General features: G+C 60.6%; 19 protein-coding genes, 1 tRNA gene and 1 pseudogene. 16 read left to right on the top strand and 5 right to left on the bottom strand.

What is annotated here, in order from left to right:
* The 10 genes and pseudogenes from rpoD to Q8O69_RS13665 form a co-directional block, all read left to right on the top strand.
* The coding region (rpoD, locus tag Q8O69_RS13710) for an RNA polymerase sigma factor RpoD (protein ID WP_305592868.1) at positions 1-697 on the top strand (697 nt) is incomplete at its 5' end.
* 104 nt (positions 698-801) lie between these two features.
* Entirely contained in the window at positions 802-4536 is a 3735-nt protein-coding gene (locus tag Q8O69_RS13705) for a bifunctional diguanylate cyclase/phosphodiesterase (RefSeq protein WP_305592867.1), read from the top strand.
* Between the two features lie 15 nt (positions 4537-4551).
* Positions 4552-4628: transfer RNA gene (locus tag Q8O69_RS13700), tRNA-Ile, on the top strand.
* Between the two features lie 76 nt (positions 4629-4704).
* Positions 4705-4911: pseudogene (locus Q8O69_RS13695) on the top strand (DUF4172 domain-containing protein); the annotation flags it as partial.
* A 90-nt stretch (positions 4912-5001) separates the two neighbouring features.
* Positions 5002-5661 (top strand): HNH endonuclease, encoded by a 660-nt coding sequence (locus Q8O69_RS13690; RefSeq protein WP_305592866.1) that lies wholly within the window; start codon positions 5002-5004, stop codon positions 5659-5661.
* Positions 5662-5856: 195 nt separating this feature from the next.
* Positions 5857-6117, top strand: coding sequence for a helix-turn-helix domain-containing protein (locus Q8O69_RS13685; protein ID WP_305592865.1), 261 nt, complete (start codon positions 5857-5859; stop codon positions 6115-6117).
* Positions 6118-6119: 2 nt separating this feature from the next.
* Entirely contained in the window at positions 6120-7454 is a 1335-nt protein-coding gene (locus Q8O69_RS13680) for a type II toxin-antitoxin system HipA family toxin (RefSeq protein WP_305592864.1), read from the top strand.
* 335 nt (positions 7455-7789) lie between these two features.
* Entirely contained in the window at positions 7790-8560 is a 771-nt protein-coding gene (locus tag Q8O69_RS13675; protein WP_305592863.1) for a nuclease-related domain-containing protein, read from the top strand.
* A gap of 74 nt (positions 8561-8634) precedes the next feature.
* Positions 8635-10071, top strand: coding sequence for a cyclic GMP-AMP synthase DncV-like nucleotidyltransferase (locus Q8O69_RS13670; RefSeq protein ID WP_305592862.1), 1437 nt, complete (start codon positions 8635-8637; stop codon positions 10069-10071).
* An 18-nt stretch (positions 10072-10089) separates the two neighbouring features.
* Complete coding sequence (locus tag Q8O69_RS13665; RefSeq protein ID WP_305592861.1) at positions 10090-10860, top strand: hypothetical protein; 771 nt, start codon at positions 10090-10092, stop codon at positions 10858-10860.
* Between the two features lie 318 nt (positions 10861-11178).
* Here Q8O69_RS13665 and Q8O69_RS13660 read toward each other — a convergent pair whose 3' ends face one another.
* Together Q8O69_RS13660 and Q8O69_RS13655 are read right to left on the bottom strand one after the other, a co-directional pair.
* Entirely contained in the window at positions 11179-12540 is a 1362-nt protein-coding gene (locus tag Q8O69_RS13660) for a bifunctional diguanylate cyclase/phosphodiesterase (protein ID WP_305592860.1), read from the bottom strand.
* Positions 12541-12681: 141 nt separating this feature from the next.
* Positions 12682-13767 (bottom strand): GGDEF domain-containing protein, encoded by a 1086-nt coding sequence (locus Q8O69_RS13655; protein WP_305592859.1) that lies wholly within the window; start codon positions 13765-13767, stop codon positions 12682-12684.
* Positions 13768-14062: 295 nt separating this feature from the next.
* Here Q8O69_RS13655 and tyrS point away from each other — a divergent pair, with 295 nt between their 5' ends.
* The 4 genes from tyrS to Q8O69_RS13635 all read left to right on the top strand — a co-directional run bounded on the left by tyrS (position 14063) and on the right by Q8O69_RS13635 (position 20671).
* On the top strand, positions 14063-15304 hold the full coding sequence (gene tyrS / locus Q8O69_RS13650; RefSeq protein ID WP_305592858.1) for a tyrosine--tRNA ligase: 1242 nt from the start codon (positions 14063-14065) through the stop codon (positions 15302-15304).
* Between the two features lie 262 nt (positions 15305-15566).
* Complete coding sequence (locus Q8O69_RS13645; RefSeq protein ID WP_305592857.1) at positions 15567-17027, top strand: sigma-54-dependent Fis family transcriptional regulator; 1461 nt, start codon at positions 15567-15569, stop codon at positions 17025-17027.
* Between the two features lie 599 nt (positions 17028-17626).
* On the top strand, positions 17627-19012 hold the full coding sequence (locus Q8O69_RS13640) for a GntP family permease (protein WP_305592856.1): 1386 nt from the start codon (positions 17627-17629) through the stop codon (positions 19010-19012).
* A gap of 99 nt (positions 19013-19111) precedes the next feature.
* Complete coding sequence (locus tag Q8O69_RS13635) at positions 19112-20671, top strand: acyl CoA:acetate/3-ketoacid CoA transferase (protein WP_305592855.1); 1560 nt, start codon at positions 19112-19114, stop codon at positions 20669-20671.
* A gap of 268 nt (positions 20672-20939) precedes the next feature.
* Here the strand turns inward: Q8O69_RS13635 and speB are convergent, their stop codons facing one another.
* Both speB and Q8O69_RS13625 read right to left on the bottom strand, forming a co-directional pair.
* Positions 20940-21911 (bottom strand): agmatinase, encoded by a 972-nt coding sequence (gene speB / locus Q8O69_RS13630; protein WP_305592854.1) that lies wholly within the window; start codon positions 21909-21911, stop codon positions 20940-20942.
* 10 nt (positions 21912-21921) lie between these two features.
* Positions 21922-23001, bottom strand: coding sequence for an extracellular solute-binding protein (locus tag Q8O69_RS13625; RefSeq protein WP_305592853.1), 1080 nt, complete (start codon positions 22999-23001; stop codon positions 21922-21924).
* Positions 23002-23177: 176 nt separating this feature from the next.
* Between Q8O69_RS13625 and Q8O69_RS13620 the strand changes: the two genes are divergently transcribed.
* Positions 23178-24107: an ion channel gene (locus tag Q8O69_RS13620; protein ID WP_305592852.1), complete on the top strand. Its 930-nt coding sequence runs from the start codon at positions 23178-23180 to the stop codon at positions 24105-24107.
* 69 nt (positions 24108-24176) lie between these two features.
* Positions 24177-25082 carry a LysR family transcriptional regulator gene (locus tag Q8O69_RS13615; RefSeq protein ID WP_305592851.1) on the top strand — a complete coding sequence of 302 codons (906 nt, stop codon included), beginning with the start codon at positions 24177-24179 and terminating at the stop codon, positions 25080-25082.
* 39 nt (positions 25083-25121) lie between these two features.
* Here the strand turns inward: Q8O69_RS13615 and Q8O69_RS13610 are convergent, their stop codons facing one another.
* A complete protein-coding gene (locus Q8O69_RS13610; protein ID WP_305592850.1) occupies positions 25122-25310 on the bottom strand; it encodes a hypothetical protein in 189 nt (62 codons plus the stop codon).
* Between the last annotated feature and the right edge of the window lie 50 nt (positions 25311-25360).

Here is a 25360-nt window from a genome sequence, read left to right as displayed (position 1 = left end):
CAACCTGCGCCTGGTGATTTCCATCGCCAAAAAATATACCAACCGCGGCCTGCAATTCCTCGACCTGATCCAGGAAGGCAACATCGGCCTGATGAAGGCAGTGGACAAGTTCGAATACCGTCGCGGTTACAAGTTCTCGACCTATGCAACCTGGTGGATTCGCCAGGCGATCACCCGTTCGATTGCCGACCAAGCGCGCACCATCCGTATTCCGGTGCACATGATCGAGACAATCAACAAGCTCAACCGAATTTCCCGACAGATGCTGCAGGAAATGGGTCGTGAACCGACCCCGGAAGAGCTGGGTGAGCGCATGGAAATGCCTGAGGACAAGATCCGCAAGGTATTGAAGATCGCTAAAGAGCCGATCTCCATGGAAACCCCGATCGGTGATGACGAAGACTCCCACCTAGGTGACTTCATCGAAGACTCGACCATGCAGTCGCCAATCGATGTCGCCACTGTTGAGAGCCTTAAAGAAGCCACTCGCGAAGTACTCTCCGGCCTCACCGCGCGTGAAGCCAAGGTATTGCGCATGCGCTTCGGCATCGACATGAATACCGACCACACCCTTGAGGAAGTCGGTAAGCAGTTCGATGTAACCCGCGAGCGGATTCGTCAGATCGAAGCCAAGGCGCTGCGTAAGCTGCGCCACCCGACGAGAAGCGAGCACCTGCGCTCCTTCCTCGACGAGTAACACCAAAACCCCCGGCCCTGCCGGGGGTTTTGCATTCTGGGCAACTACCAAGGCCTGCCAGGCGGTCTACACTTTTGCTAATTACCCAGCGAACGAGCCAACCCATGCCGCGTGTTGCAGCCACCCTCCTGTTGTGTCTGGCCTGCTGGACCGTGCCCGCCCTCAGCCTTGAGCTGACGCCCGCCGAGCAAACCTGGCTGGCGGAAAACCCGCAACTGAGCCTAGGCGTTGACCGCGACTGGCCGCCGTACGAATTTATCGACAACAATGAGCAGTACCAGGGCCTCGCCGCCGACTACGTGCGGCTGATCGAACAGCGCCTGCCGGTCACCCTGCGCCCCGCCCCGGCACAGAACTGGAGCGAAGTGCTGGCCGATGCCAGAACCGGCAAGCTGCACCTGCTGCCCAGCCTGATGGCCACCCCCGAACGCGAGCAGTACCTGACCTTCACTCGACCCTACCTCGACTTCCCGATTGTCATCCTGAGCCAGGAGCAAGGCCCACAACCGCGTAGGCTGCGCGACCTGCAAGGGCTGCGCGTGGCCGTGGTGGACAGCTACGCCACCCACGAACTGCTGCGCGACAAACACCCCGACCTGCGCCTATGGCCGCGCCCCAGCGTAGCAGCCGCCTTGCAGGCACTGGCCTCCGGGCAGGCCGATGCAATGGTCGGCGACCTCGCCTCCAGCGTCTGGCACCTGCGCCAACTCAAGCTCGATGGCATCGTCATCAGCGGGCAAACCCCGTACCGCTACCAACTGGCCATGGCCGTACCCAAGGATCAAGCGATCCTGGCCGGCATTCTCGACAAACTGCTGGGCGAACTCACCCCCAGTGAAATCGCCGACATCCAGCAGCGCTGGGTGAGCGATCCGCTTGACCAGCGCCCGTTCTGGCGCAGCCTGCTGCTGTTTGGCCTGCCCGGCTTGTTGGCAGCTCTGCTGATCATCTTCAGCATCCTGCGCATCAACCACCGCCTGCGCAGTGAAATGCACAACCGCGCCCTACTCGAAGGCGAGCTGCGCAACAGCGAGCAGCACTACCGCGGCCTGGTGGAAAGCCTCAACGCCGTCGCCTGGCAGATGGACCCCAGCGACTTTCGCTACACCTATGTCGCGCCCCAGGCAGAGAAACTGCTTGGCTATCCGGCGCAGGACTGGCTGCAGCCCGGCTTTATCGAACGCATCCTGCACCCCGAGGACGCGCGCCGCACCCTCGACTATTGCCGCAGTGAAACCCTGGCCGGGCGCGACCACAGCATGGATTACCGCATGCTCGCCGCCGACGGCCGCGAAGTCTGGGTCCGCGATATCGTCACGCTCTCGCCGCTGGATGGCAGCCAGATGCTGCGTGGCCTGCTGATCGACATCACCGAAACCAAGCGCACCGAACAGGCACTGGCCCTGTCGGAACAGAAGTTCGCCTCAGTGTTCCACAGCTGCCCAGACATCATCGCCTTGCTCAACCTGCACGACGGCCGCCTGCTGGCGGTCAACAACACCTTCGAGCAGCAATTCGGCATCAGCGCCGCCGAAGCCATCGGCCATACCAGCTCAGAGCTGGACCTGTGGATGGAGCAAGGCATCGGCCCACGCATTCTGGAAATGCTGCGCAAGGGTAGCGCGCACAACATCGAGGGCCGCTTTCGCCGGCGCGATGGCAGCCAGTTCACCGCGCTGATTTCCGCGCAGAAGGTCACCCTGGATGACAGCAGCACCCTGGTCGTGGCAGTACGTGACATCAGCGAATTGAAGGACACCCAACAGCGCCTGAAACTCTCTGAGGACAAATTCGCCAAGGCCTTCCACGCCTCCCCCGACGGCCTGCTGATCACCCGCCTGAGCGACGGCCAACTGCTGGACGTCAACGAAGGCTTCAGCCGCATCACCGGCTACAGCGTTAACGAAGCGACCGACAGCTCGACCCTGCAACTGGGCATCTGGGCCGACCCGGAAGACCGCACGCGGATGTTCGAGCACGTACAACAGCACGGCTCGGTGCGCGACTTCCGCGCCCTGATCCGCACCCGCAACGGCTCACTGCGCACCTGTGAGATGTCGGTGCAGCCGATCCCCATCGAAGGCGACACCTGCATGCTGACCATCGCGCGCGACATCACCGAGCGCGAGCAGATGCAGGAAAACCTCAAGCAGGCCGCCACCGTTTTCGAAAGTACCGCCGAAGGCGTGATGATCACCGACCTGCAGCAGCGCATCACCGCAGTCAACCGCGCCTTCACCACCATCACCGGCTACAGCGAAGCCGAAGCCCTCGGCCAGTCGCCGCGTCTGCTCGCCTCCGGCAACCACGACAGCGCCTTCTACGCCGCCATGTGGCACAACCTCAGCGCCTCCGGGCACTGGCAAGGCGAGATCTGGAACAAGCGCAAGAGCGGCGAGCTCTACCCGGAATGGCTGACCATCAGCGCCGTGCGTGACAGCGATCAGCAGATCACCCACTTTGTCGGCGTGTTTGCCGATATCAGCTCGCTCAAGCACGCCCAGGCCAGCCTCGACCACCAGGCCCATCACGACCCGCTGACCGGCCTGCCCAACCGCATGCTATTTGAAGCGCGCCTGCGCGCCGCCCTCGAAGACGCGCACATCGACAAACGCATGGGCGCCGTACTGTTTATCGACCTGGACCGCTTCAAACACATCAACGACAGCCTCGGCCACCCGGTCGGCGACCAACTGCTGAAGAGCATTGCCGTACGCCTGAAAGCCCACCTGCGTGATATCGACACCGTGGCGCGCCTCGGCGGTGATGAATTCATCATCCTGCTGCCCGGCCTGCAACACGATGGCGATGCAGAACTGGTGGCGCACAAGCTGCTCGACTGCTTCAGCCTGCCCTTCCAGTTCGACGAACAGGAGCTGTTTATCAGCGCCAGCATCGGCATCAGCCGCTACCCGGATGACGGTGACGATGTCGCCACCCTGGTGAAAAATGCCGACGCCGCCATGTACCGCTCCAAGGCGCGCGGGCGTAACCGCGTCGAGCTATACACCCGCGACCTGACCTTCCAGGCCACCGAACGCATGGCCCTGGAGCGCGAACTGCGCCGCGCCATCGAGCTGGAACAACTGCAGCTCTACTATCAACCCAAGCGCAGCCTGAGCAGCAACCGCCTGATTGGCGCCGAAGCACTGGTGCGCTGGCATCACCCGGTATTCGGCGAAATCCCACCGGATCGCTTTATCCCCCTGGCCGAAGAAACCGGCCTGATCATCGCCCTCGGCGACTGGGTACTGCGCCAAGCCTGCTGGCAAATGCAGCAATGGCAACAACAGCACGCCCCCTTCGGCCCGCTGTCGGTCAACCTGACCGGCGTGCAACTGCGCCAGCCGCACCTGCTGGTACGCATCTCCAGCCTGCTGGAAGACCACAACCTGGCCCCCGAACTGCTGCAACTGGAAATCACCGAAAGCTTCATCATGAACCAGGCCGAAGAAGCGCTGAACCTGCTGCACCAGCTAAAAAACCTGGGCATCCAACTGGCCATCGATGATTTCGGCACCGGCTATTCCTCGCTCAGCTACCTCAAGCGCCTGCCGGTCGACACCCTGAAAATCGACCAATCCTTCGTGCGCGGCCTACCCAATGACAGCAACGACGTCGCCATCGTGCGCGCCATCATCGCCCTGGGCCGCAGCATGCAACTGACCGTGATCGCCGAAGGGGTAGAAACCAAAGCCCAGGAACTGTTCCTCGCTGCCGAAGGGTGCGAGCAGATCCAGGGCTTCGTCATCAGCCGCGCGATCCATGCGGACGCCTTCGCACAAAACTTCCTCACCCCGCGCCATTCGGTTGGCGCTGCCGAGAAGGCACCGGTATAATCCGCCCGCTTCTGAGGGCCCATAGCTCAGTTGGTTAGAGCAGAGGACTCATAATCCTTTGGTCCACGGTTCGAGTCCGTGTGGGCCCACCAACTCCAAAGCCGCGCACTGCGCGGCTTTTTCATGCCTGTATGAAAACGACTCGAATCAAACGCCTTAACGGAGCACCTTAACCGCCTGCTCGATGGCGGCGAACGTGGCTTTGCGGACGGCATCAGCGCCGCCCAATATCAGGCCGTGGCCAAGGTTTCCAAAGCCACCGCAACCCGCCATCTCGGCGACCTCCTGGAAGAAGGCTGCATCACCCGCCTACCCGGTGGCGGTCGTAGCACCCGCTACCACGTTTGCTACGCAACCCGAGCGCCAGGCAGCTAGGCTGGTCTGAGGCGCCGCAGCAAACGATGCACTGGAATTGCGCCGCTGAGCCCTCAGGGGCTGACAAGGACAGGCGCGGGAGAGCTAGGGATGGCGAATCTTTATGCCGACAAGCAGTGGGCAGCATTCAGAGAACAGGTAATAGCGCTGGATGCTGGCGTTTGCGTTGAGTGTGGCCGTGGGCGGCCGGATGGCGTCGTCCTGCAAGTTCATCACAAGCACTACATCAGCGGGCGCAAGCCTTGGCAGTACGACCATTCTGATTGTGAAACGCTCTGCCGGGGCTGCCATGCCCGCGAGCATGGGGAAATACGGCCCGACTCTGGATGGGAATACAGTGGCGAGGATGACCTGGGCGACCTCGCCGGGAACTGTGAGCTGTGCGGTACAGCGATCCGCTATGTGCACTACGTACTGCATAAGCACTGGGAGCAGATGGGCGTTGGCACTCACTGCTGCGATGCGCTAACCGGCACGCGGGAGGCGACAGAAGCCCGACGACGCCTAGGTCGACTCAGACGGTTCCTGGCCTCTTCCAAATGGAAACGCAAAAACGGCCGTCACACGATAAAACACCGAGGCTTTAAGTTGGCCGTGGTTATCGAGCCGGCTGGCTGCAAACTGGTTGTAGATAATGTGCAGGGGAAAAAGCGCTACGAAAGCGTTATGCATGCAAAGGCATTCGTATTCGACTTTATTGATAGCGGAAAAGCCGCCGAATATGCCAAGCGGCGTCGCCTAGAAAACTAACCCACCCGCCTGCAAGCCCCGTCATATATCTATCCCTGCCGGCACAATTTGTAGCCCGCGAGCTACAAAATATACCTAGCAAGCGAAATTTGTAGCCCACAAGCCACAAATCACACTTATCTGTTGCTTGTGCATTTGTAGCCCGAGGGCTACAGTTTCGGCATATCCGCTCTTTTTGATGCCCGAGGGCTACAAATGACCTCTCTATATGATGTCTCCGAAATGCTGAAGCAGGCGCGCGGTGACGCGAAGCTAAGCCAGGAAGCATTGGCCAGCCGCGCGGGCGTATCACGCTCCACGGTGGCCCGCATGGAAACAGTGGCCAAGGGTGATATGAGCGTTTCAGTGCTGGTTCGCCTGCTGGAGGCGGCAGGCTATGACCTGAAACTGGTCAAAGCCGGTCACGAACGCACCGTTGAAGACATCCTCAACGAGCAACGTTCCGGGAGAGGCTGAGCATGATTCTCGACGTCCACGTCAGCTCAAGGCTTGTGGCCAAGCTCTACCGGGAGCGCGATGAATACGTGCTGAAATATCTTCCCGGCACCGCCTTGCAAGACTTTGTCAGCCTAACGATGCCGGTTCGCGAAGAAGCATGGCGCTGGCCCCGCGACCTGTTTCCATTTTTCCGGCAGAACCTGCCCGAGGGTTATTTGCTGGGCGTTATCCGCGAGGAGTTCGGCCCACTGCTCGATGGCACCGATCTGTCGCTGCTGGCCGTGGTGGGCGGCACCGGCATCGGCAGAGTCTCGGTCACACCCGAAGGCATTCAGCCTGGCATCGAGATCGCGCCAATTGAGATAAGTCATCTGCTCAAGGCGGAAAACACCACTGACCGCTTCGCCGCACTGGTACGGCAATACGCTCGGGTAGCTGTCTCGGGGGTCGTACCAAAGTTTATTGCCACCGACGCCGCAGAGCCTCGGGAGCCGCTAGGTAAACCGACCCTGCGCACCGGCTTTCATATCATCAAAGGCTCCGATGACAACACGCCCTTTCTGGGTTTCAACGAGTTCTACAGCATGCGCGTGCTAGCGCGATTGAATGCTGTGCCCGTTGCAGCATGTCGCATGTCAGAGGACGGCAAAATCCTGGTAGTGGATCGCTTCGATGTCGACGCACAAGGCGTCCCCCGCTGCGGAGTCGAAGACGCCTGTGGGCTACTGGGTTTGCCGCCACATGAAAAGTACGCCCCCACCACCGAGCGGGTGTGGAATGCCACACGGGCCTATATCACCGCTGACCGTCTCCAAGCGCAACGCGAGCACTTTGGCTGGCAACTGCTGACCAACTACGTAATACGCAACGCAGATTGCCACGCAAAAAACATCGCGTTGTTCTACACCTCCCGAGCGGACGTCGCTTTTACCCCGGTCTATGACCTGGTGACCACTCAGGCCTACCCGCGCTTCGCCGACAACCCACCCGGCCTGTCCATAAGCGGCAGACAAACCTGGACGCCAGGCCGTTCGCTGGAGTTATTTTTCAAAGCCGTCTTAGGCATTCCACCACGCCAGTACGCCGCCATGGTCGAGCAGCTTTGCGAGTCCGCCGTAGAGGTCGGCAAAGAAGTTATCGAAGCAGCGAAAAACGAGCCCGCCTGGCGTGATGTGGCTAAACAGATGGTGCACGCCTGGAACGAAGGTATGGAGACATTGCGCAGCCCCAAAGCCGCCCCGCACTTTCGCGGTTTGGATACCGCCATTGAAGACGCCGGCTTCTCCGGGCCGCGAAAACCAGAGCGCAGCCGCGAAGTGATTGGCCGCTCCGAATTGCTGGCCAAAAAACACTGAACGCCATAACGCAAACCACGCGGATCAAGCTCAGTCGAAACCAGCAGCCTGGCTGAAACTCGGCTCACGCAATGAGCCGAATAGGCTCGCTAAGCGGCTCACGGATACACCATCCCCACAAAAGTCCCTTCCGGATCGGGCCGCAGTTGCACTGGTGTAGCCATGCAAAACAGCCATTCGCCCACCGCCGGCTGTTAGCAATTAGTCGTTGAACCCTTGAGCTGGCGCAGGCAATTGGCCATTATCCGGGGCAGTGTCATGCATTTGGAAATCCGACACGCCTGCTCGCTCGGCTTACGGGCGCCACTCAAGCGGCATTGCTCAAGGAAGAAGGCATGGACTACAGCGTCATCCTGCGGCCCGTTATCGATACGATGACCTGGCTGATTCCCGCCATGCTGCTGCTCGGCCTGCTCAAGTCGCCTTGGGCCAAGGGCCATATTGGTGAGCTGCTGGTGCGCTTATTCGCCCATTGGCAGCTGGACAAACACACCTACCGCCGCCTGCACAACGTCACCCTCAACACGCCCGACGGCACCACGCAGATCGACCACGTATTCCTCTCGCCCTACGGCATCTTCGTGCTGGAAACGAAGAACATGAGCGGCTGGATCTTCGGCAGCGAAAAGCAGGCGCAGTGGACGCAGAAGCTCTACAAACGCACCTTCAAATTCCAGAACCCGCTGCGGCAGAACTACAAACACCTTAAAGCGCTGGAAGCCACCCTTGGCGTAAACCCCGAGCACCTGCACTCGGTGATCACCTTTGTCGGCGGCAGCACATTCAAAACCGAGGTGCCGGCCAACGTCACCCAAGGCATCGGCTTTATCCGCTATATCAAGTCATTTCAGCAGCCGGTATTTAGCGCGACTGAAGTCGACGCCATGCTGCACGCCCTGCAATCCGGCCGCCGCGCGCCAACCCTCGCCACCCACCGCGAGCATGTGCAAAACCTTAAACGCCGTAGTGATCCGACAGCTGAGCGACAGTGTCCGAAATGTGGTAGTGCTCTGGTTATTCGCATTCGTAAAACCGGGGCCAATGTTGGCCAGCAGTTTTGGGGGTGTTCGGGGTTTCCGAGGTGTCGGGCGGTGCAGAATATTTGAGATGCTGGTGAGAACTGGAAATCGTTGCCTGTCCCTATTATCCATTTCGCATACTTCAACGCAAGGATGTAACAATGAAGTTAGTTTCGCAATTCAATGACTTCCTGAAAGACACCGTCAATCTGAACCAATCCAGATTTGATCAACTTGAAAGCAGCATAGATGCTGTGCAGCGCTATCTTTTGAACGCAGATTGGAAGCCTAAAATCATCAGGTATGCTGCACATGGCTCATGGGCTCACAAAACCATTATAAGGCCTATAGACGGAGCTTCGTTTGATGCCGACTTGCTCGTCTATATTGATCACGTCGAAGACTGGGAACCTAAACAGTATATAAACACTCTGCATGAGGCTTTTCGTGCGAGTGCCACCTACGCTGGAAAAGTCATAAAGTCGTCACACTGCGTAACTATAGAATATGCTGGCGAAAGGAAAATAGACATAGCACCATGCATTAAAGATCGCCGGTTTACTGATGAATATGAAGTCTGCAATAGAAATAGCAATGAGTTTGAGCCATCAAGGCCAGGAGACTATACAGACTGGCTGATAGCAAAAAACACCAGTTCATCAAAGAACAACCTGAGGAAAGTGACAAGGCTTTTAAAATATTTACGCGATATAAAAACAACTTTCACGTGCCCATCGTTTTTGCTGACCACAATGCTGGGTGAGCGCATTCTTGCCAACGACGGGTCAAGATTAGAGTTTTCTGATGTACCCTCCGCACTCAAAGAAATAGTGGGCCGTTTAGATGACTGGCTGCAAGCAAATTATTATCTACCCGAGGTACACAACCCTGTACTTTGGAGTGAAATCCAGAGCCGGTGCTGGGATCAAGCGAAATATTCTAATTTCAGGAACGTGATCAATCGGTATCGCGACTGGATTGATGAGGCCTATGACGAAGAAGATAAAGATGAAAGCATAGCGAAATGGAGGAGAGTCTTCGGTGATGAGTTCGCCAAGGCAGAGGCGGTAGAGAAAGCGGCTCGTGTGAGCCCTGTTGCCATAGCAGCACTCGAATCCTTAGCTTCCTCTTGGAGCGATATGGTATCGGCAGTTAAAGCCATAGGACGCAGTGCACTCCCGGAAAACTTTACGAAACTCCCACATATGGAAAGACCTAAATGGCGCAATGCGAATAGCGCGCCCATTAACGTCAGAATAAAAACATATCGAGCCGAAAGTGAACGTAGCATCCGACAAGCCGAAGTGCAAAGCCTGACACCTCTTCGCCCGGGGATCTGGCTAGAATTTAATGCCCTGAGCTTGGCGGGACTCCCATTCCCCAGAGATTATTCAGTTAAATGGCGAATTACCAATACTGACGCAGCAGCCTACGCAGCAAAATGCATGCGAGGTCAGTTTTATAGCTCTGAAACTCATGGTGTAAGGAGAGAATACTTAGAATACCATGGAGTACACATGGTTGAGGCTTATGTAATTAAACGAAGCGATGAGTCAGTTGTTGGGCGCAGCGATATCTTTTATGTCGTTATCGATTAACAAGCCCCAGAGGAAGACATGTCAAAATCCGACCCTGTAAATATTAAATTTTACATTCCACTTGCCCGAGCCAGCTTATTTTCAGATCTGGCATTTTTTTTCGGCGCCATACTTTCCATATTGTCTCTTTATGTAGACAAGGCCAATTACCCCGCATCATATGTCGCCATCAATACTGCTTTTGCGATAGCCGTCACTGCGGTCTTCATTAGCGGGCTAGTGGTAAAACTATATTATTTCCCGCGCGCTGAGGATGAGAGAATAAAAGATTTTTTAAGTCACGCTTATGGATTTGACTTAACATGCAATACATCGGACGCATACTACAACAACAATGCAGGAACTCGAGCTAGAAGGATTGGCGCGCAACTACTTGAAAACAGCTTATTCAGCAAAGAAATCACCTCAAAAATGCTTAAGGGCATGACGATTAGGTATGTAATTTATTTAGCGATTTGGCTTAGCATAGCGTTCAGCAGGGATGTGGACTACAGCATAGTTCTTGTTGCTTCCCAAGTCCTATTTGCAGAGCAAGTTATGGCAAAATTTATCAGGCTAGCATGGCTACACTCAAGATGTGAAAGAACTTACGAGCAGACTTATAAGTTATTTCTTAATAAGGTAGCCGGCACTAAATTTGAGTGCGCAATAATGGAGTACCTAGTGTTTTATGAAACTTCCAAGACTAGCGCTTCAATACAGCTATCCTCTAGGGCCTTCAAGAAGGTGAATCCAGCACTCTCGTCAGACTGGGATTCAATTAGAAAAAGACTGGATATAGACCGTTAGCTGAGTAGGGTGGGTTAGCGTCGCCAACACCGCCCGAAAAGCCACCTGAGACACTGGTGCGGCGCGTAACCCACCAGCTCTTAGAGAGCGTTGCGCCGATGGTGGGTTACGCCGCATGCCGAGTGGGCTGATGCCTGGCAATCGCCATATGCGGCTAACCCACCCTACTAATTGGGGGGATAGGCTTAAAACACCGCCAATTTGGAGATTTTCCCCTCTCCCTAACCCTCTCCCCGGAGGGGCGAGGGGATGATCGCGGCCACCCGCTGCTTAAGTGAAGCGGCTTAGCGCATTACGCAGCTTTTCCATTTCTCGCCCTCACCCATTCTGCCTTTCCACAAACGCAGTAAACGCCTGCAGCGGCAGCGGTTTGCTAAACAGGTAACCCTGAAACTGCACACAACCGTTATCGAGCAAAAACTGCTGTTGCGCATGGGTTTCCACGCCTTCGGCTATCACGGTCATGCCCATGCTTTGCGCCAGGGCGATTACGGTGCGCACGATGGCTTGGCTGTTGGCATCGGTAAGCAGGTCGCTGACAAAGGAGCGGTCGATTTTCAGGGTGTTGAGGGGCAGGCGTTTGAGGTGGCTGAGGGAGGAGAAGCCGGTGCCAAAGTCATCCAGGGAGAAGCGCACGCCGCGCTCGACCAGTACGGCCATTTTGCGCATCAGGTCGTCGATGTCGTGGACGATCAGGGTTTCGGTCAGTTCCAGTTCGAGCCGGCGTGCGTCGATGCCGTAGGTTTCGATCAGCCCAAGCATATCGGTGACGAAGCTGGCCTGGCGAAACTGCTTCTGGCTGATATTCACCGCCAGGCTGATGTCGCGGTACAGCGGGTCGTCCTTCCAGGCGCGCAGTTGGGTAAAAGCCTGCTCCAGCACCCATTGGCCAATCGGGATAATCAGCCCGGTTTTCTCGGCATGGCCGATAAACTCGGCGGGCGGCACCAGCCCGCGTTGCGGGTGTTGCCAGCGGATCAGCACTTCGGCGCCGGTGACTGTGCCGCTGCTGTTCAGTTGCGCCTGGTAGTGCAACACAAACTGTTGCTCACGCAGCGCGGCATGCAGGTCGCGGTCGAGCATCGAGCGTTCGGCGGCGTCGCTTTGCAGAATATGCAGCAGGGCAAACAGCATCAGCATGGCCGCCACGCTCTGCACCCAGGAGCCGGCCATGCGCACGTCATCCGGCAGGTGGTAGGCGCTGGTTGGGCTCCAGGATGAGGAGGCCAGCACGGTAAACAAACCGAGGCAGAACAGTGCAACGCCGTAGCGCAGCCACAGGCGTTCATCGCGAAAGGCCATCAGCGCCGCCACGGCAATCGGCAGCAGATACAGGTGGGTCGCGCGCGGCGCGGCGGCGGTGTGCGGGTCCATCAACAAGGTGGTGCCGACGATCACCAGGATGATCACGCCGAACAGCAGCAGATTGGCCAGGCGCACGCGGTTGCGCAGGGTGAGGATAAATACGCCCAGGCCGCAGAGGATCATCAGCAGGTCCATCATCACGATGCCCCACTCGCCGCGCAGGCTGAAGAAGATGCCCCAGAGGCTGCCGACCAGCAGCAATACCAGGCTGGCGAGCATGCGCATGCGCCGTTCGCGGCGCTGCCCGATCAGCGCCAGATCGGGCGAATGCCAGAGCTTGATGACCTGCTTGAGAAAGGCGGAAAGGACGGTCATGAAAAGTCCCTGAGTGACCAATTGCAGCGCCAAGGAGGTCGCCCGGGGGCATGCCAACGCAGCGGTTTATCGATAAGCCGAGTTGAGTGTAGACGGCGCAACAGGGGCGTTCTGCGCGATTGCGCGCGGCGTTGGCCGGGCTTATTCGCCGCGCTGTTGATCCTGCGAACTGCCGCGCCCCACCAGGCGATTGCGGCCCAGCTCCTTGCCGCGATACAGGCGCTGATCGGCACAGCGGTACAGCTGTTCGGCGGTGCTGCCGTCGACGGGCCATTCGGCCAGGCCGAAGGTGGCCGACAGGGCAATCTCCTCATCACCGTAACGCATCGGCTGGCTGCACAGCTGCGCGCGCAGGCTTTCCACCAGCGGTTCGGCGCCCTGGCCATCGGTGTTGCGCAGCAGCAGGCCGAACTCTTCGCCACCCAGGCGGCCGAGGGTGTCGGTGGCGCGCAGGCGCTGGCTAAGGCTGTTGCAGATATAGCGCAGGGCCTGGTCGCCGGCATCGTGGCCGTACTGGTCATTTACCGCCTTGAAATAGTCGATATCCAGCACCACCAGCACCAGCTTGGCCTGGCTGCGCTGCGCCTCGCGGATGCTCTGTTCCAGGCTCTGCTGGAAGCTGCCACGGCTGGCCACGCCGGTCAGCGCGTCGGTGCGCGCCATGTGCTGCAACTGCTGATGAGCGGTGGCGCGGCGGGTTTCGTAGAGGTGCACGAAGATGATGATCATCACCCCGCAGAACACCGCGTTACCCAGATCGATCAGGCTTTGCGCATCCAGCTGGATCGGGTAGGTGTACAGGTACAGCAGGCAGGCGCCGATCACAAAGGGCAGCGACAGTAGGCTGCCGCGCTTGCGCCCCAGCAGCAGGTAGGACAGCACGGGGATGCTGTAGACCCAGACGAAGGCGGTTTTCGAGGCATTGGGAATAACGATGATGTACAGCAGAAAGCTGAAGGTCGGCAGCAGGTAGAGGTAGATCCACGGCAGCAAGTTGCGCACCTTGACGATGCGCCAGGCGCCCCACAGCAGCACGCCGGTGGCCAGCAGTTCAAAGCTGGCAAACAGGTAGTTGCCGGCCATAAATTGCAGCACGCAGAACACCCCGAGGGTCAGCCCGGTGGTGGCAAAGATCATGCGGATCAACGAGCGCTGGCCGACATCCTGCAGGTCGTCGACGGCAGCACTGTTGTCATTGCCCGGTTTGGTTCGCGGTCGAAAAAACATGGCCCGGCGCTGCATAGATGGCGGTTTGATGGCTCACTGTGCCTCAACTGCCAGGGCCTTGACCAGCCAGGCTGCGCGCAAGCCGCCGACCACGGGCGGTTGACTTGCCCGCCACAGCCCTTAAAGTGCTGCCCCATGCACAAGCACATCTGCCCAATTTCCGCGTTCTATTACGCCCTGCCCCCTCTCACCAGGCGGTAGATGCGTTGTTGCATGTCCGATCCGCCTGAGGCGGCCCGGATAGCACTCCCTCACTCCAGTCTCCTCAGGCCTTTGCCTTAACCAGGAGACACTTATGCCCCGTAACACCCTTGATCTGCTCGACCAGCTTGATGCCCGTGGTTTTATCCACCAGAGCACCGACCTCGATGGCCTGCGCCTGGCGCTCAGCCAGGGCCCGATCACCTTTTACCTCGGTTTCGATGCCACGGCGGACAGCCTGCACGTTGGCCATTTGCAGGCGCTGATGCTGATGCGCCACCTGCAACGCGCGGGGCATAAGCCAATCCTGCTGATCGGCGGCGCCACCACGCGCATTGGCGACCCGAGCTTTCGCGACAGTAGCCGGCCGCTGCTGACGGAAGCGCAGATCCAGCACAACATCGCCGGGATTACCGGCTGCTTTGCCCGCTACATCCAACTGGGTGATGGCCCCAGCGACGGCCTGGTGGTGGATAACGCCGACTGGCTGGACGGCATCGGCTACCTGCAGTTTCTCGATCAGGTCGGCCGGCACTTCTCCATCAACCGCCTGCTGACCTTCGATGCGGTGCGTAACCGCCTGGAGCGTGAGCATTCGCTGAGTTTTCAGGAATTCGGCTACACCCTGCTGCAGGCCCATGACTTCACCGAGCTGGCGCGCCGACACAATTGCACCCTGCAACTGGGCGGCGCCGACCAGTGGGCCAATATCATCAATGGCGTGGAGCTGGGCCGGCGCCAAGGTTGCCAGCCGCTGTTCGGCCTGACCATGCCGCTGCTGACCACCCGCGACGGGCGCAAGATGGGCAAGTCCGCCAGCGGTGCGGTGTGGCTGAATGGCGACAAGCTATCGCCGTACGACTTCTGGCAGTTCTGGCGCAATTGCGACGACGCCGATGTGGGGCGCTTTCTCGCCCTGTTCAGCGAACTGCCGCTGGATGAGGTGGCGCGTTTGAGCGCCCTCGCAGGTGCCGAGCTAAACCAGGCGAAGATCATCCTGGCCAACGCCGCCACCGCCCTGGCCCACGGTGAACAGGCCGCGCACGACGCCGCAGCCACCGCCCTGGCGCTGTTTAGCGCGCAGGAAACGGATGCTGAGTTGCCGCAGCTAAGCGTCAGCACTGATGACCTGGCTGGCGGCCTAAGCCTGACTGATCTGCTGCTGCGCCATAACTTGCAGCCCTCACGCAGCGCAGTACGCCGCCTGGCGAGCGGTGGCGGCTTGCTGCTGGATGGCGAACGGCAGAGCAACCCGGACCAGCCGCTGCAGGCCTGGCAACTGGGCCGACGGCTAAGCCTGGGCAAGAAGCGGCATTACTTGTTGCAGGCGCAGTAACTGGGTTTATCGCGGGCATGGCCCGCTCCTAAAAGGTAGCTACGTTCGTGGGAGGGGCTTTAGCCGCGATAACAGAGGTTACAAGCTCGCCGCTAAAGCGCCTCCCACAGACTGTGCGCGACGGGCTTAGCTGTTGTGGCGGGCCATGCCCGCGATGCTTTTATCAACCGTATGCCGGCTGCGTGCATAGCGCCCGCCGGTTGCCCCCTGCGCGCAGCGCCACCCATAATCGGCCGCACCTGATTCTGGATGTACTGCGCCCATGGCCATTGCCCGCGACGACCTCGACCAACACGGCCTGATCATCGGCGTTTCGCCCGAGCGTTTCCGCGCCGTGGCCATGCCATTGCTGTTCGACCATTTGAACGCGCAATGCGAGGGCACCATCGCGGTCAACCGCCAGGCGCGCATCGTCTGGATCAACGACAAGTACGCCGAGAAGGTCGGCATCAGCGACCCACGCAGTGTGCTCGGCAAGGAGATCGAAGAAGTGCTGCCGGCCAGCCGCCTGCGCGAAGTGGTGGAAAGTGGCCAGCCAAGCATGCTCGACCTGATGGCCTTCGGCAGCGAGCATTTCGTGGTCACCCGTATTCCGTTGCGCGATGAGGACGGCACCCTGGTCGGCGCGCTGGGCTTTGTACTGTTCGACCGCGCCCGCCACCTCAAGCCGCTGATGGCCAAGTTCAACACCCTGCAGAGCCAGCTGGTCGCCACCCAGCACGAATTGGCCAAGGCGCGCCGTGCGCGTTACACCATTGCTGGGTTTATCGGCGCCAGCAGCGCAGCCAGCGAAGTCAAACGCCAGGCCCGCCGCGCCGCGCAACTGGACGCCACGGTGCTGTTGCGCGGCGAAACCGGCACCGGCAAGGAGCTGCTGGCCCAGGGCATCCACAACCTGTCGCCACGGGCCAACGGCCCGTTTGTCGCGGTCAACGTGGCGGCCATTCCGGAAACCCTGGTCGAGGCCGAGCTGTTCGGCACCGCGCCCGGCGCCTTTACCGGTGCGGATCGCAAGGCACGCATCGGCAAGTTCGAGGTGGCTAACGGCGGCACGCTATTCCTCGATGAAATCGGCGACCTGCCGCTGCCGCTACAGGCCAAACTGCTGCGCGTCTTGCAGGAGCAGGAGGTCGAGCCGCTGGGCTCCAATCAGGTCAAACCGCTGAATGTGCGAGTGATCGCCGCCACGCATATCGACCTGGAAGCCAAGGTCGCCGCCGGGCAGTTCCGCGACGACCTCTACTACCGCCTTAACGTGCTGGCCCTGCGCGTGCCGCCACTGCGCGAGCGTCGCGAAGATATTCCAGCGCTGCTGGAGCATCTGCTCGACGATATCGCCAATCGCTCCACCCAGGCCCCGCTGGAAGTCAGCGACGACGCCCTCGCCCTGCTCAGCGCGCAGCCCTGGCGCGGTAATGTGCGCGAGCTGCGCAACCTGCTGGAACGCGCGCAATTGGATGTCGACGGGCGTCTGGATGCGCAGACTGTGCGGGCGTTGTTGGTTGATCCGGTAACGCCCGCAGCACACAGCATTGCGCTGCAGCCAGCTGCCACAGGGGCGCAAACCCTGGCAGAGCAACTGGCGCAGGCCGAACGCCAGGCCCTGGTCGAAGCCCTGCAAGCCACGGCCGGCAACCGCCAACAGGCGGCGGAACGCCTGGGCATTTCCCGCGCCGGGCTGTATGCCAAGCTCGCGCTGCATGGGCTGGGTAAGCACGATTGAGCCTGGCGCAACTCGCAGCCCGAATGTACGCACGCAGTTTCCTGTAGGAGCGGGCCATGCCCGCGATGTTTTTGAGTCAGCAAGAGATCGCGGGCAAGGAACTAGGCGTCCCCCCCGCTCCTACACAAGCAAAGCCAGCCGTGCGTGTGCTGTGGGAGGCGCTGGGCGGCATTCCGCTTTAGCGGCGAGCTTTTAACCGCTGTTGTCGCGGCTAAAGCCCCTCCCACGAACGTAGCTATCTGTAGGAGCGGGCCATGCCCGCGATGCTTTGTTACCCCGATTCGCGGGCATGGCCCGCTCCTACAAAGGCGAAAATCCAGATTTCTGGATTTACACCCCATCTAGCCATCCAAATTTATGGACTTATTCCAAAAAAACAGACACGCCCTCCTCCCCCGGCAACCCCACCAAATCGCCTGAAACCCCACGCAACCCATCAACCACAAGCCTTTCACCCACCTAGACCAAAGTCGTAGCCCTGTCTGGCACAGCTTTCGCTCTAGTCTGCTCAACGCTTTGCCTCGCTGCCTGACTTCACGAGCAAGCTCATCAGCGTCGCCACAGAGCGGTGCTTAAAACAACAACAAAAGGAACCAGCCATGGGTACCCTCGGTATTCTGATTTCCCTCGCATTGTTGATGTACCTCGCCTACCGCGGCATCAACGTGCTGATCCTCGCCCCGCTGCTCGCATTGCTGGCGTTGCTGTTCGCCGGCGATATCGGCCTGCTGCTGCCCACCTACACCCAGGTGTTTATGAAGGCCATGGGCGGCTACGTGATCCAGTTCTTCCCGCTGTTCTTGCTCGGCGCGCTGTTCGGCAAGTTGATGGACGACTCGGGCTCAGCCCGCGCCATCGCCCACGGCATCGTTGCCAAGGTCGGCAGTGAGCGAGCAATTCTGGCCATCGTGCTGGCGTGCGGCATCCTCACCTACGGCGGTGTGTCGCTGTTTGTCGTGGCCTTTGCCGTGTACCCGATTGGCGCGGCGTTGTTCCGTGAAGCGGGCATTCCCAAGCGGCTGATCCCCGGGGCCATCGCCCTCGGCTCGTTCACCTTCACCATGACCGCACTGCCCGGCACGCCGGCAATCCAGAACGCCATTCCCAATCCCTTCTTCGGCACCGACGCCTTTGCAGCGCCAGGTCTGGGTGTGATTGCCGGGCTGATCATGTTCGGCCTCGGTAGCTGGTGGCTTACCGCACAATCGCGCAAGTTGATGGCTGCCGGTGAAGGCTACGGCGAGCACCGCGACGACCCAGTGGCAGAAGACAACCGCAATATTCCTGGTTTCTGGCTGGCACTGCTGCCGATCTTTGTGGTGATAGGCCTGAACTTCCTGATGGCCAAGCAGATTCTGCCGAGCCTCGACACCAGCTACCTGGCCAAACCGGAGTTCGGCGGCCTGCAGGACGCCAAATCGCTGATCGGTATCTGGTCGATCATCGTCGCCCTGAGCGCGGCCATCCTGCTGTTGATCGCCATGCACTGGAAGCGCTGGATGGATCTGAAGAAAAGCGTCAACGACGGCGCCTTCGGCTCCATGCTGCCAATCCTCAACACCGCTGCCGAAGTGGGTTACGGCACGGTGATCGCCTCGTTGGCCGGTTTTGTGATCATTCGCGACCTGGTGCTCGGCGTCTCCGATAACCCGCTGATCTCCGAAGCTGTAGCGGTGAATATCCTCGCCGGCATCACCGGTTCAGCGTCTGGCGGTATGTCGATTGCGCTGAAGACCCTCGGCGAGCAGTACCTGACCCTGGCCAACGCCGCCGGCATCAGCCCTGAGCTGCTGCACCGCGTCGCCGCCATGGCCTCCGGCTGCATGGACACCCTGCCGCACAACGGCGCGGTGATCTCGCTGCTGGCGATCTGCAAGCTGACGCACCGCGAGTCGTACAAATTTATCTTCGTTAACACCGTGGCCTTCCCGATGGTGGCGCTGGTGGTGGTCATCACGCTCGGCACCCTGTTTGGCAGTTTCTAAGTCACGACACCCGTAGGAGCGGGCCATGCCCGCGAACCGCTATCGCGGGCATGGCCCGCTCCTACGGTCGAGATCCCCTTTCGCTTTCGAGTACCCGCTATGAGCAAGATCATCACCGCCGCCGCTGCTGTGGCGCGCATTCCGGATAACGCCAATCTGGCCACCGGCGGCTTTGTCGGCATCGGTTTCGCAGAGGAAATCGCCATTGCCCTGGAGCAGCGCTTTCTTGCTGAACAGGCTCCACGCGACCTGACCCTGGTGTATGCCGCCGGCCAAGGCGATGGCAAGGGTCGTGGCCTTAATCACCTGGCCCATGAAGGCCTGGTGCGCCGGGTGATCGGCGGCCACTGGGGCCTGGTGCCGGGGCTGCAGAAGCTGGCAGTGGACAACCGCATCGAGGCCTACAACCTGCCGCAGGGAGTGATCTCCCAGCTGTTTCGCGATATCGCCGCCGGCAAGCCGGGGCAGCTGTCGCGGGTTGGTTTGGGCACCTACGTTGACCCGCGCCACGGCGGCGGCAAGCTCAATGCGTGTACCACCACCGAGCTGGTGCGGCTGATGCCGATCGACGGCGAGGATTACCTGTTCTACCCGACCTTCCCGATTAACGTGGCGGTGGTGCGTGCCACCAGCAGCGATGCCGACGGCAACCTGAGTTTCGAGCGCGAGGCGCTGACCATCGAGAGCCTGGCCATCGCCATGGCCGCGCGCAACTCGGGCGGGCTGGTGATCGCCCAGGTTGAGCGCATCGTCGAACGCGGTTCGCTAAATGCCCGCGAGGTGAAAATCCCGGGGATTCTGGTGGACTGTGTGGTGCTGGCCGAGCCGGCCAATCACCAGCAAACCTTCGCCACCGCCTACAACCCGGCCTTCGCCGGCGAAACCCGCGTCGCCATGGACAGCCTCAAGGCCATGCCGCTGGATGTACGCAAACTGATCGCCCGCCGTGCGGCGCTGGAGCTGCAAGCCGGTGCGGTGGTCAACCTCGGTATCGGCATGCCCGAAGGTGTGGCCGGGGTTGCGGCCGAGGAAGGCGTGATCGAACGCCTGACCCTGACCGCCGAGCCCGGGGTGATCGGCGGCATACCCGCCTCGGGGCTGGATTTTGGCGCAGCGAGCAACCACAGCGCGCTGCTCGACCAGCCTTATCAGTTCGATTTCTATGACGGCGGCGGCCTGGACATCGCCTTCCTCGGCCTGGCCCAGGCCGATGCGGCGGGCAACCTCAACGTGTCCAAGTTCGGCTCACGCCTGGCCGGGGCCGGCGGCTTTATCAATATCAGCCAGAACGCCAAGCAGGTGGTGTTCCTCGGCACCTTCAGCGCCGGGCCGCAGGATATCCGCATCGAGAACGGCCAGCTGCGCATCATCAAGGACGGCGAGCTGCGCAAGTTTGTCGCCGAGGTGGAACACCGTACCTTCGCCGGCCACCAAGCTGCCGAACGCGGCCAGCCGGTGCTCTACGTCACCGAGCGCTGCGTACTGCGCCTGACGCTGGACGGTCTGGAGCTGATCGAAGTAGCACCGGGGGTGGATATCCAACGCGACATCCTCGACCGCATGGACTTCACCCCCATCGTGCGTGCACCGCAGCTGATGGATGCGCGGCTGTTTCTGCCGGCAGCCATGGGCCTGAGCGAGCAGCTGAATGCCGAGTAAAACTTGAGTGTTAATTTACGGGCCTGCTGGGCCCGTTTTTTATGGCGATCCCTGAATTGGCTTTGGCCGACATGCTCAGTGCTTGTAGGAGCGGGGGGGACGCCTAGTCCTTGCCCGCGAATCGACGTGAATAAGCAAAATCGCGGCCAAGGCCGCTCCTACAGGTTTCGCAGGGCCCGTCAGAATCGTAGGGTGGACCAAGCTTCACCGGTCCACCATGGGTAGCCTAGGTGAACGCCAAGGGTGGAAATAAACCGCGATTTCCACCCTACGTCTTTTCGCCCAACTTATGCCGCGCGGCATACAAACACACCAACTCCATCGCCACCGTAGCGCCAGCCAGGGCGGTGACTTCGGCGTTGTCGTAGGGTGGCGAGACTTCCACCACGTCCATGCCGACCAGGTTGATGCCGCGCAGGCCACGGAGAATTTCCAGCGCCTGATGCGTGCTCAGGCCGCCACAGACCGGCGTGCCGGTGCCGGGGGCGAAGGCTGGGTCGAGGCAGTCGATATCGAAGGTCAGGTACACCGGGTTGTCGCCGACCCGCGCACGGATCTGCGCGGCGATCTGCTCCGGCGTGCTGCGGTGCACTTGGCGCGCATCCAGCACCTGAAAGCCCATCACATCGTCATTGGTGGTGCGCAGGCCGATCTGCACCGAGCGCGATGGATCGACCAGCCCTTCACGGGCCGCGTGATAGAACATGGTGCCGTGGCTGACGCCCTGCTCGCTATCATCGCTGTCCGGCCAGGTGTCGCTGTGCGCATCGAAGTGCACCAGCGACAGCGCGCCGTGTTTGCGCGCATGGGCCTTGAGCAGCGGGTAGCTGATGAAGTGGTCGCCGCCCAGGGTGAGCATGGCGCAACCGGCCTGCACGATATGCTCGGCATGCGCCTCGATGGCCGCCGGAATCTTGTGCGGCAGGGCGTGATCAAAATTGCAGTCGCCGTAATCGATCACTGCCAGGTGATCGAAGGGGTCGAACTCCCAGGGGTAATGCCGCTCCCAGGCGCTGGTGATCGAGGCCGCGCGAATCGCTCGCGGGCCGAAGCGGGTGCCGGGGCGGTTGGTGGTGGCGGTGTCGAAAGGCACGCCGCTAACCACCAGATCCACGCCCTGCAAGTCGCGGCTGTAGCGCCGGCGCATAAAGCTGGTGACGCCGGCGTAGGTCGGCTCGGAGAAGGTGCCGTAGAGGCTGTCGCGGGTAAATGCCAGGTCGTTGCCGTTAAATTCTTCCATTGCCTTGTACTCAATACTGACTGCGGAATGTGGTCCAGATGCGCGTGCGCTCACGCTGTTGGCGCAGCGGCAGCAGTTGCTCGGCAAACAGCCGCGCGCGCACTGCGTCATCGGGGTAGATATCGGCATCGCCGCTGATCGCCGGGTCGACCAGCGCCGTGGCGGCCTGGTTGGCGTTGGCGAAGAACACGCTGTTGGTCAGCTCAGCGATGGCCTCGGGGCGCAGCATGTAATCGATAAAGGCGTGGGCAGCCTCGGGGTGCGGCGCATCGGCAGGGATGGCCATGGTGTCGAACCACAGCAAAGTGCCCTCACGCGGGATGCGGTACTGCACCTCGAACGGCTGCTTGGCCTCAGCGGCGTTGGCTGCGGCCATATAGGCGTCGCCGTTGTAGGTCAGCGCCAGACAGATTTCGCCCTTGGCCAGGTCATTGATATGCCGGCCGGCACCGACGTAACGCAGGTTCGGTTGCAGCTGGGCGAGCAGCTGCGCCACCGCATCGAGATCGGCACGCTCGCTGCTGTAAGGGTCTTTGCCCAGGTAGTTGAGGACGATGCTGATCACTTCCTGCGGCGAGTCGATCACCGCGATGCCGCAGTCCTTGAGCTTGCTGGCGTACTCGGGCTTGAACAACAGATCCAGGCTGTTCAGCGGCACGCCGGGCAGTCGTTGTTCGAGCGCCTGAAGGTTGAAACCCACGCCGACCGTGCCCCAGGTGTACGGCAGGCCGTACTGGTTGCCGGGGTCGGCACTGGCAAGTTTGCCCAGCAGTTCGCCGTCGAGGTTGTGCAGATTGTGCAACTGCGCGCGATCCAGCGGCTGCACGGCCTTGGCCTGAATCGCCCGGGCCAGGCCGCTGGAGGCCGGGAAGACGACGTCATAACCGCTGCCGCCGGTGAGCAGTTTGCTGTCCAGGGCTTCGGCGCTGTCGAAGATGTCGTATTTGACGGTGATCCCGGTTTCATCCTTGAAGCGCTGCAACGCCTGCTCCGGCAGGTAGGCGGACCAGCTGTAAAGGTTCAGGGCCTTCTCTTCGGCCTGCGCAGCAACGGCGCAGCACAGCAGTAACAGGGGCATGAGCGGGCGCATGGCGAACTACCTCATCGACTTCCAGTGGGCTGAGGCCATCCTGCCGCGCGGTTTGCTTCGGGTAAATATGAAGTGGCGCACGCTGACATTGCCATTTATCAATGTGTAAGCGGATCAAGCCTTTCGCAGCGCCAGCAGCCGACTAGGCTTGCTAAACCACCACGGAGAGCGGCGCTATGAGCGAGCTGCAGGTCGATGAACGCTTCTGGCTCGATGCTGATCAGGACAAACGCGGCCTCGATGGCCTGTGCGCCGCCCTGCACCAGCGTGCGCAAAGCGGCGCGCCGATGCGCGCTTTTCAGCTCAAGTACGCCCAGTTGGCCGGCATCGATCTGGTCAACCACCACCAGCGCACCGGCTACGACCTGCGCGACAGCGACCTGTACCGCGCTGACCTGCAGAAAGCCCACCTGTTTGGCCTCGATCTGCGCGGCAGCTCGCTGATGAAAGCTGACCTGCGCGGCGCCAACCTGCATTGCTGCGACCTGCGCGACTGCAACCTGCTCGGCGTGCAACTGGACGGCGCGCGCCTGGACAACGTGATCTGGGACCGCCGTCTGCGCCAGGAGCGCCAGGGCCACGCGCACCAGCGCCTGGGCGACAGCGCTGCAGCCCGGCGTTGCTTTGAAGAGGCCGAGGAAACCTACCGCAACCTGCGCCTGCACCTGGAGAAGGCCGGGCTGTTCGAGCAGGCCGGGCTGTTCTTCCACCGCGAGATGGTTATGCGCCGCCGGCAACTGCCGCGCTATGGCGGCAGACGCCTGCTGTCTTGGCTGGTCGACCTGTTTAGCGGCTACGGCGAAAAGCCGCTAAACGTCGTGCTGTTCTCCATCGCGCTGATCGTTTTCTGCGGCCTGCTGTACTTTCTGGTCGGCGTACAACACGCCGACCAGCCTCTGGGGCTGGCCCTGGAACGTGGCTGGCTGGCCAACCTGGACGACCTCGCCGACTGTCTTTACTTCAGCGTGGTGACCTTCACCACCCTCGGCTACGGCGATATCACCCCCCACGGCCTGGCCCGGCCGATTGCGGCCTTCGAGGCATTCGCCGGCAGCTTTACCATGGCGCTGTTTGTTGTGGTGTTTGTGAAGAAGATGACTCGCTAGGCAAGTTGCATCGAAGAAAACCCAAGTGATCTACTGGCGCATCGACCATCAGCAATGTTTGGAGCCGGCATGCTCAGCCAGTTACGCGACCTTGATCTGCAGTTGCTGCGTCTGTTCGTCACCGTGGTGGAGTGCGGCGGTTTCAGCGCCGCCCAGGGTGAGCTGGGGATTGGTCAGTCGACCATCAGCACGCAGATGGCCAAACTGGAAACCCGCCTGGGTTTTCGTCTGTGCGAGCGCGGCAAGGGCGGCTTTCACCTGACGCCCAAAGGTGAGCAGGTGCTAAGCGCCACGCGCAAACTGTTCAGTGCCATCGACACCTTTAAGGGCGAAGCCCAGGGCATGGCCGACAAACTGCTGGGTGAGCTGCGTATCGGCCTCTCCGAGGGTTTGGCGGCCAGCGTGCTGGGACAGGTGGCCGAGGCCATTGGCCGCTTTCGCGGGCGCAACCAGGCGGTGCAGATTGAGCTGCTGACCGCCATGCCCGCCGAGCTGGAACGCCGTCTGTTACAGGGCCAGCTGCATCTGGCCATCGGCTATTTCTCCGGCAACCAGACTGCGCTGGATTATCAGCCGCTGTTTCGTGAGCGCCAGGTGCTGTTTTGCGCGGAGCGGCATGCGCTGTTCAAGCGCCCGCAGATCAGCCTGGAAGACTTGCAGCAGGCCGACCGGGTGCATCATCCCTACCGTTTCGTGCAAGCCCGCGAGCCTTTCCAGAGCGCGGCCAGTTCGGCGCAGACCGAACAGGTGGACGGCACCCTGGCGTTTATCCTCTCTGGCCGGCATATCGGTTATTTGCCCGAACATATCGCCGCGCCCTGGTTGGCCAGCGGCCGCTTACGCGCCCTGCAGGCCGAAGCATTGAGTTTTGAGGTGCCGTTTCACTTGGCCAGCCATCGCGGCCAGCACCCCAGTGATGCCCAGCAGGCGTTTAGCGAAGATTTGCTGCAGGCCTTTGCGGCGGCTGATAAATAAAGCGCCAGGCGACAGCCATGTTGCCTGGCGCGGGACTGCTTAGCGCAACTGCGGCGGTTCAGGAGGCCGCTGCCAGTGCGCAGTCAGTTGGTCGATAGCGGCGATGGTGTGGATGATTTCCGCGTGGATGCTAGCGCCGCGCCGATCTGCCTCAAGTGCATCAGGCTCGGCCTCAAGCTGTAGCTGCGGATCAAACAACCCAGCGGTGACGGGCTGCAACAGGTTCATGGCTCTCTCCTTGCCGCTTAAAAACGGCGTGACGGGGTCAGGAGGCAGTG

The sequence above is a fragment of the Pseudomonas sp. genome, assembly GCF_030690725.1.
Taxonomy (GTDB): Bacteria; Pseudomonadota; Gammaproteobacteria; order Pseudomonadales; family Pseudomonadaceae; genus Aquipseudomonas.
Note: the sequence above shows the minus strand (reverse complement) of the source record. Positions and strands in the feature narration are given on the sequence as shown.

Excerpts from the sequence above, each read along its gene's own strand:
- Q8O69_RS13620 (WP_305592852.1), top strand. The coding sequence starts at position 23,178 with ATGAGCGAGCTGCAGGTCGATGAACGCTTCTGGCTCGATGCTGATCAG.
- Q8O69_RS13660 (WP_305592860.1), bottom strand. The coding sequence starts at position 12,540 with ATGACCGTCCTTTCCGCCTTTCTCAAGCAGGTCATCAAGCTCTGGCAT.
- Q8O69_RS13705 (WP_305592867.1), top strand. The coding sequence starts at position 802 with ATGCCGCGTGTTGCAGCCACCCTCCTGTTGTGTCTGGCCTGCTGGACC.
- Q8O69_RS13690 (WP_305592866.1), top strand. The coding sequence starts at position 5,002 with ATGGCGAATCTTTATGCCGACAAGCAGTGGGCAGCATTCAGAGAACAG.
- tyrS (WP_305592858.1), top strand. The coding sequence starts at position 14,063 with ATGCCCCGTAACACCCTTGATCTGCTCGACCAGCTTGATGCCCGTGGT.
- Q8O69_RS13645 (WP_305592857.1), top strand. The coding sequence starts at position 15,567 with ATGGCCATTGCCCGCGACGACCTCGACCAACACGGCCTGATCATCGGC.
- Q8O69_RS13610 (WP_305592850.1), bottom strand. The coding sequence starts at position 25,310 with ATGAACCTGTTGCAGCCCGTCACCGCTGGGTTGTTTGATCCGCAGCTA.
- Q8O69_RS13670 (WP_305592862.1), top strand. The coding sequence starts at position 8,635 with ATGAAGTTAGTTTCGCAATTCAATGACTTCCTGAAAGACACCGTCAAT.
- Q8O69_RS13680 (WP_305592864.1), top strand. The coding sequence starts at position 6,120 with ATGATTCTCGACGTCCACGTCAGCTCAAGGCTTGTGGCCAAGCTCTAC.
- Q8O69_RS13625 (WP_305592853.1), bottom strand. The coding sequence starts at position 23,001 with ATGCGCCCGCTCATGCCCCTGTTACTGCTGTGCTGCGCCGTTGCTGCG.
- speB (WP_305592854.1), bottom strand. The coding sequence starts at position 21,911 with ATGGAAGAATTTAACGGCAACGACCTGGCATTTACCCGCGACAGCCTC.
- Q8O69_RS13675 (WP_305592863.1), top strand. The coding sequence starts at position 7,790 with ATGGACTACAGCGTCATCCTGCGGCCCGTTATCGATACGATGACCTGG.
- Q8O69_RS13640 (WP_305592856.1), top strand. The coding sequence starts at position 17,627 with ATGGGTACCCTCGGTATTCTGATTTCCCTCGCATTGTTGATGTACCTC.
- Q8O69_RS13635 (WP_305592855.1), top strand. The coding sequence starts at position 19,112 with ATGAGCAAGATCATCACCGCCGCCGCTGCTGTGGCGCGCATTCCGGAT.
- Q8O69_RS13655 (WP_305592859.1), bottom strand. The coding sequence starts at position 13,767 with ATGTTTTTTCGACCGCGAACCAAACCGGGCAATGACAACAGTGCTGCC.
- Q8O69_RS13665 (WP_305592861.1), top strand. The coding sequence starts at position 10,090 with ATGTCAAAATCCGACCCTGTAAATATTAAATTTTACATTCCACTTGCC.
- Q8O69_RS13685 (WP_305592865.1), top strand. The coding sequence starts at position 5,857 with ATGACCTCTCTATATGATGTCTCCGAAATGCTGAAGCAGGCGCGCGGT.
- Q8O69_RS13615 (WP_305592851.1), top strand. The coding sequence starts at position 24,177 with ATGCTCAGCCAGTTACGCGACCTTGATCTGCAGTTGCTGCGTCTGTTC.